This is a genomic window from Vibrio zhanjiangensis (genome assembly GCF_030161235.1).
In the GTDB taxonomy this organism is placed as follows: domain Bacteria; phylum Pseudomonadota; class Gammaproteobacteria; order Enterobacterales; family Vibrionaceae; genus Vibrio; species Vibrio zhanjiangensis.
Map to the genome: position 1 here is coordinate 37,057 of NZ_BSPW01000090.1, position 6,985 is coordinate 44,041.

Here is a 6,985-nt window from a genome sequence, read left to right on the forward strand (position 1 = left end):
TTACGCTTACGCATAAGGCCACGTTGCTCGCTTTAAAAATTAGACAGAGGTGGTCTGATACTGAGGCGATGCTTGTACTGCGAACTCGCGCCCATCGAGTAACCCTTTGCCCTTTTTGAGTTCATTTAATCGTGCGTTTACTACGCCATCGGTACTGGAAAAATCGATCTTATAGCTGCCGACATATTCTTGTACGTATTTGGTTGATAGCGATTTCAACTTGTCTATATAGACGACCGCTTTATCAAATTCGCCCTGTGAGACGGCTTCAAGTTTCGGGGTAAGGAGCTGAGCAAATCGGTAGGGATGGCCGACAAATCCACTGCCCATAACAAGTGCAGCAATAATGGGGGTTGTTACCACCGCGCTTTGGAACCACTCTGAAAACATCTTGTGATCATTGAGCATACTGGCATTAGATGTGCGATTTAGCCATTCTTTTTTGGCGCGACTTAAAGTATTTTGCAGTAGTGAACGTTGGACAAAAAAGTCGACCAATTTAATAATGCGCTCTAATACACTGATGATAAAACTGACCAGCGAACCAACACCCACAGCCGTTGCACCTGCAATTCCAGCAACACTTAATGTAAAGTCTTTGATGCCACCAAGAGCACCAGCTGCCGAGTGGCGGGCGAGGGTTCTCGATATAATACTAGGATGACCACCCAAGAGTTCAACGCCTCGTCCTTGATAGATTTGGCTGATGAGATCTCGCGATTTTAAGACTGATTTTTTGACGTCAGAATAGAGAGCCGATGCGCCTCGCACGTGCCCCCATCCAGGAACAACACTCGCTAAGGTTCCGGCGAATTTACTGATCAAAAAAGCGCCCATTTCGGATAGCCATTCTATCCCATGAAGCAAGTCGCCATAAATATGTTTTACTTTATCAAGTAAGGTACGGAAAAAATCGGCAAACAGCTCCTTTAAGCTATTTTTCATCGCAGTGGTTACTTCAGATGCTTTTTTGACCGCTTTAGATAGCTTTTTTGCGGCTTTGGATTTCTTCAACTTTGCCATTGTTTCTGTGTTGCTTATGAGGCTTTCTGCCGCTTGCTTAAAATCTGACAAGGGTTCTGTACCCACGACAAAAGCACTAAAAAAGTGGGCGTTGGATATGGTGGCGACTTTGGTTATTTCTGTACTGGCCAGCATGTACATAGCGCCCATTCGAGCATCGGCCATTTCAGCAATTTGAACCCCTCTAGCAGATTGGGACGTCTTTCCAAAAATTTTATCTTTAATGAACCGCTTGAGTAGATTCATCTTCATATTAACCTCCAGCACAAAGTACAGCAGCATGAGTATGCAAATTCAGTTTGTGTGTGTATCAATAGTTTAGGTTTCTATTAATCAATTTAACAGTTTGGTGCGGATTTGGTCTAGCTGACACCTATTGGTATCGAGGTAAAACTCACACTTAATACTGGCTTTGTTCCGTGAAAGGTCGAGTAGGCAGGGGTTTTGATCGCTAATGATGAGGGGAGGACTAGTCAATCACCATATGTATTCCGAATAGCCACGCAAAACCCTGATAAAATGAAGTCTTTTATAGCTTTAACTCACGAAACCAGTTCTGCGCTGGCTAACTATTGCCCCGAAGTGGGTTACAGGTCGAAGTTTGAGCAAAGATCATCGGTTAGATTGGATATAGAAAAGCTAATGATTGGCAAAAGGCAATATATGGTTCGCCCCTCACATTTTTTAGTGTACGTTTTTGTTCCATTGGACTTCAAATCGTTAACAAGAGATCAGTGCCCAACACACAACCTCTTTAACCAGCGACTAAGAGCTAATATTTCTGGTTGTCTCACACGTTTTTTTTTGCAGACAAAATAGATACTATCCCCAGTTGGTAGTTCATGCATAGGTATTCGTATTAAAAACTGCCGATCAATTTCATTCATATAATAAGGGTTTATAAAAGTGATACCTTGCTCATACCTCGCTGCTTCCGATGCCAGAATCATATGACTAAAGTGGTGTAGACGAGCCGTGTTAGGTAAAGAAAAACCTCCCAGGTCACACCATTGTTTCCAATCTTCCCCTTTTTTCTTACTCGGCATCATGCTTTGTACAGAGAGCAAGGGAAATTGCCATAAACCTTCAGGCAAAGGAAGGCTTTCGAGCTGCTGCCATATTTTATGGCAGCACACTGGGTAGATTACTTCATTGTAGAGTTTTTCTGAATGATAATTTTTTCCTGCTTCGTAGGCTAAAATAAAACAATCGGCAACGTCATCGGATAAATTCGGGTGATCAGAAAACATTTCTAACGTCAATTCAATGTTGGGGTGCGATTGACGGAATGCCCCGATATTCGGCATAAGCCATTTCACGGCTAGTGAACTATACACAGCTAGTTTTACTTGCCCCCGATCACCTTCTTTGAACCAATGACTAGCGCGTGCTATGTTCATCAAAGCATCGCCCACTTCCTCATAATACCGTTGTCCCTTTTCTGTCAGTGACAGTTTTCTACCTTGGCGTTCAAACAAGGGGTCATCAAGGTAATCCTCTAGTAATTTTATCTGGTGACTAACAGCACTTTGGGTAACGTTTAAGTGTTCGGCAGCTTTTGAGAAACTGTTTAAGCGAGCAACAGATTCAAAATATTGAATGGCTCGCATTGGTGGTAGCTTCATTATAAAAAAATCTCATACTAATGAAATATTTATCATTATACATCATAAACAGATAGCCATAGACTTCAATCTAACGTTCAAAAATCAACCTAGAGGTAAGTGAATGCGTAAGATTTCAACGGGGTTAGCACTAATGCTATTAGTTGCCGGTAACCTAAGCTCAATTTTCTCTGAAGCAATGGTAAAAACTATCGGAAACAATGATTCTATTTTTCAGTTTATTCTATTTCGACAAATAACCGCAGTAGTAATATTACTCCCTTGGTGTTATGGCTCACCAGCTAAGAATTTCAAGGTTGGGATATGGTGGCATATACTTAGAGGGCATGTCTGGCTAATAGGCATGTTCTTTACCGTGATTGCTCTAACATCCTTACCGCTGGCGACGGCCAGTGCCATTTTTTATGCAGCACCTTTGATCATGTTGATGTTCGCATCACTTTTCTTTCAAGAAACGATCTCTCGTTTCTCTATAGTTTCCGTCATCATGGGTTTTATCGGTGTACTCATTGTAATACGCCCAACAGAGCTCAGTTGGGCGGCGATATCGGCGTTGCTTGTCGCATTTTATCTCGCGATTAATAATCTGTTGATCAGAAAATTGCCAAAGGAGCAATCTGTAACCCAAACACTATTTATGACCAATTTAGTTGGAATACCCAGTGCTCTGATAGCCACAACATGGGAAAACGCTACGATTCAATTTGACTTATTCTGGCCAGCAGCAGCATCGACAACTTTTATTCTTGTGTACGCTGGCTTTGGTATTTTGGCCTATCGTGCTGTTGAAAGCCATAAGATTGCCGCTGCAGAATACAGCGGGTTGGTGAGTGCTATTATTGTTGGGATCGTTATGTTCAACGAGGTACCGGATTTGATGACTATTATTGGATCTACCATCATCATTCTTCCCCTATTCTTTTTGGCAAATATAAACAAAAAGAGCTCTCCCGTCAGAGCAACGTAAATCAGGAATATAAGTATTCCAAACCTTTTGTAAAAAGTGCTCGGGGTCAGGTCTTTCATTTTGTGAGTAGATTCATCTTCATATTAACCTCCAGCACAAAGTACAGCAGCATGAGTATGCAAATTCAGTTTGTGTGTTTATCAATAGTTTAGGTTTCTATTAATCAATTTAACAGTTTGGTGCGGATTTGGTCTAGCTGACACCTATTGGTATCGAGGTAAAACTCACACTTAATACTGGCTTTGTTCCGTGAAAGGTCGAATAGGCAGGGGCTTTGATCGCTAATGATGAGGGGAGGACTAGTCAATCACCATATGTATACCGAATAGCCCCGCAAAACCTTGATAAAATGAAGTCTTTTATAGTTTTAACTCACGAAACCAGTTCTGCGCTAACTGGCTTTTGCCCCAAAATGAGCCAGCCTCAGATTTGTTGCACATTTCTTTGTCATCATTTGACCTATATTTCCTAATAACTGAATATATTGTCAGTTTTGTATGGAATGTGTCTGGTTAAAAGATACTGCTGTGCGCAAAGGAGACTATATGCCATATCCAATAGAAAGAAAGTTAGTAATAGCGGTTTCATCTAGTGCTCTGTTTGATTTGTCTGAGTCACATTCTGTTTTCGTTAATGACGGTGCAAAGGCTTACAAAGAGTACCAAGAGTCTCATTTAAATGAGGTCCTACACAAAGGAGTAGCTTTTCCGTTTATCAAGCGTTTTTTAAATATCAATAACCATTTTGAAAAACAGCAACCAGTAGAAGTGGTGCTCCTATCAAGAAACTCAGCAGCGACAGGGAAAAGAGTTTTTCGTTCAATACAGCATTATGGCTTAAATATAACTAGAGCTGCGTTTATGGAAGGGAAATCTCCATTTGAATACGTTCCAGCATTCAATGCGTCTCTATTCCTGTCCGCAAATGAAGAAGATGTAAAGAATGCTATTGATGCGGGTTACCCCGCTGGAGTGGTCTTACCCAATGAAAATATAAATGATGAAGGTGAGGATGAGCTGAGGGTCGCTTTTGACTTCGATGCTGTGATTGCTGATGATGCATCTGAACGTGTTTTTAAAAAAGACGGTAAACTAGATGACTTTCATGCATATGAGGTAGCTAATTCACACATACCTCATCAGCCAGGCCCCTTGGCTGACCTATTCAAAAAATTGTCTTTTATGCAAAAACTCGAAGATAGAGAGGTCGAAAAAGATAGTGGTTATCAACGTATTTTAAGAATTTCAATAGTGACAGCGCGTAATGCACCGTCACATGAGCGAGTTATTACAACTTTGGTACATTGGGGAGTCGAAGCAAATGAGATATTTTTCCTTGGTGGTATGGAGAAAGATCGCATTTTGTCTAGGTTGAAGCCTCACATGTTTTTTGATGATCAAAAAAGCCACCTTAAATCACGAGCTGGTGATATCCCAATGGTTCATATTCCATTTGGTGTAGCCAATAATGGTGACAGTTAGCACAGACAACGCGCTTCAGTCGATAAAATATATGTTACGAATTTTGTCCCCCCAAATATGGCGCCATATCTTTTTCAACTAAACTTTACGTTTGAGTACCAATATCATTAAAGGAATGAAATGCAAAACCTCGTAAGGCATACGCTTTATCTTTTTCTAGGGATTACAGGTCTAACCGCTGTTATCACGCTAGCAGGTGTCGGTTATACTTGGTTTTTCTCTGAAGCGAAAGAACTCCCCCATTTAGAGTGGCTAATAGGGTCTGTACTTATAGAGGTAGTTGCCGTGATCGTCATGCTTGCCAAAAAAGGGATGAAGTATCTTCCGGACACACAAACTGATAACGAACCAAAAGATACCCTTAAGTTCATGGAAAGTTTTATCTCTGCGGGCACTAGCGCAACGGTTGTGAGTAACAGAGTCTCTTGGCTAGTAGGTGATAATAAACTGATATCAATTTTTCAATCAAAAATTGAAAACGGTACTCGCATTGAAATTATCACGCCAAATGAAGTCCCAGAGGTACTTAGAGAAAACCTGAAAGGTGCATCATTTATTGTCACAGGAGAAAGTGTATCACCTGAAGCTAGGTTTACATTAGTGAACGGAGACCGTAGCGGCGCTGAAAAGCTCGCCATTGCTCGTGGTGTTCATCCTGACCACGAGATTACAATTTTTGACAACAATTCTGGCCCCCAAATAATTGCAATGGCGAAAGACATAATTAGAAAATCCAAGGAGTTGTCTAATGCCGCATAGGTGGTGCAATTCAGCGCAGATACGTCGAGAGCAAATTGAGTCAGGAGCAGACTTAACATTCAATGAAGTCTTTAAGCCACTTTTAGTAAGTCGAATTAAGAGTCTTTCACCTAGAAATGTGCTGGAAGTGGGCGCTGGTACTGGCCATATTTCCAAAGAATTATTTAAATTAGGATTTTCTGTTACAGCAATAGAGCCTTCTGCCGAAATGTATAGGGTAGCAAAAGACGTATTGTCTTTAACGGGTGTGAGGTTGTTGAACTGTGCTTCATTCGAATTAGAGAAAAATGCTTTATATGAGCTCGCTTTTACCCACCTTGTTGCACATGTTGTTGATGACCTTACTAAGTTTTTTGAATCAATCGGGAAACACCTGAAAACTAACAGTCATTTTATTTTTTCAATCCCGCACCCCTGTTTTTATAATGAATATAAGGGTTTTTTCGGAGATGAGTATAACTATATGACACCAATGTTCAAGAATGTGTCATTTACAATCACTAAAGATCCACAAAATACGATCAGTGGAGTGCCATATCATCACAGGCCGTTATCAGAGTACTTCAATAAGCTTGTTAAGTCTGATTTCGCTATTGATGGCTTTGATGAAATTTATCCAGAAGATGATATACAAATAAAATATGGTGCTAGATGGGAGTTCCCACGATACTGTGTGTTTACTTGCAAAAAACTCTAATAAACACATGTTGTCAGACTGATTTTCAGCTGCGCTCCAAAACAGCCGTAAATGCGGGCGTTATGTTGCTGGTCAGTTTCGGCGATATTTGGACGATGAAGTGACTTCTAAAGCTCATATTGAGTATCGAAAAATTGGTTATAAGCCGAACGAATGTTTGGGGTCAGGTCTTTCATTTTGCCCTAACCAAATTTATCCGAAAGTCCGACATTCACCAGAAATCGTAACGTGGAATTGTCCAGATATGTTCTGAAGAGGCATACAACATAGAAATGCCCCGAAGTGGGTTACAGGTCGAAGTTTGAGCAAAGATCATCGGTTAGATTTGATATATAAAAGCTAATGATTGGCAAAAGGCAAGACCTGACCCCAGAAGTGGACCCCAATGGTTGGACACATAAACTAATTCCTTAAGTGGTTGATCCAGCTTATG

At 40.8% G+C, this 6,985-nt stretch carries 6 protein-coding genes; 4 read left to right on the plus strand and 2 right to left on the minus strand.

Features of this window, described 5'->3' with window-relative positions:
- Window positions 1–39: 39 nt before the first annotated feature.
- Window positions 40–1,275, minus strand: coding sequence for a hypothetical protein (locus QQK21_RS19580; RefSeq protein WP_284193852.1), 1,236 nt, complete (start codon window positions 1,273–1,275; stop codon window positions 40–42).
- Window positions 1,276–1,754: 479 nt separating this feature from the next.
- Window positions 1,755–2,648, minus strand: coding sequence for a LysR family transcriptional regulator (locus QQK21_RS19585; RefSeq protein ID WP_284193853.1), 894 nt, complete (start codon window positions 2,646–2,648; stop codon window positions 1,755–1,757).
- 103 nt (window positions 2,649–2,751) lie between these two features.
- Between QQK21_RS19585 and QQK21_RS19590 the strand changes: the two genes are divergently transcribed.
- From QQK21_RS19590 to QQK21_RS19605, 4 genes are all read left to right on the plus strand, one after another.
- Window positions 2,752–3,615 (plus strand): DMT family transporter, encoded by an 864-nt coding sequence (locus QQK21_RS19590; protein WP_284193854.1) that lies wholly within the window; start codon window positions 2,752–2,754, stop codon window positions 3,613–3,615.
- Window positions 3,616–4,160: 545 nt separating this feature from the next.
- Window positions 4,161–5,096 carry a 5'-nucleotidase gene (locus QQK21_RS19595; RefSeq protein ID WP_284193855.1) on the plus strand — a complete coding sequence of 312 codons (936 nt, stop codon included), beginning with the start codon at window positions 4,161–4,163 and terminating at the stop codon, window positions 5,094–5,096.
- Window positions 5,097–5,216: 120 nt separating this feature from the next.
- Window positions 5,217–5,855 carry a hypothetical protein gene (locus QQK21_RS19600; RefSeq protein WP_284193856.1) on the plus strand — a complete coding sequence of 213 codons (639 nt, stop codon included), beginning with the start codon at window positions 5,217–5,219 and terminating at the stop codon, window positions 5,853–5,855.
- A complete protein-coding gene (locus QQK21_RS19605) occupies window positions 5,845–6,552 on the plus strand; it encodes a class I SAM-dependent methyltransferase (protein WP_284193857.1) in 708 nt (235 codons plus the stop codon). Before QQK21_RS19600 ends, QQK21_RS19605 begins: the two co-directional genes overlap by 11 nt.
- Window positions 6,553–6,985 lie beyond the last annotated feature (433 nt).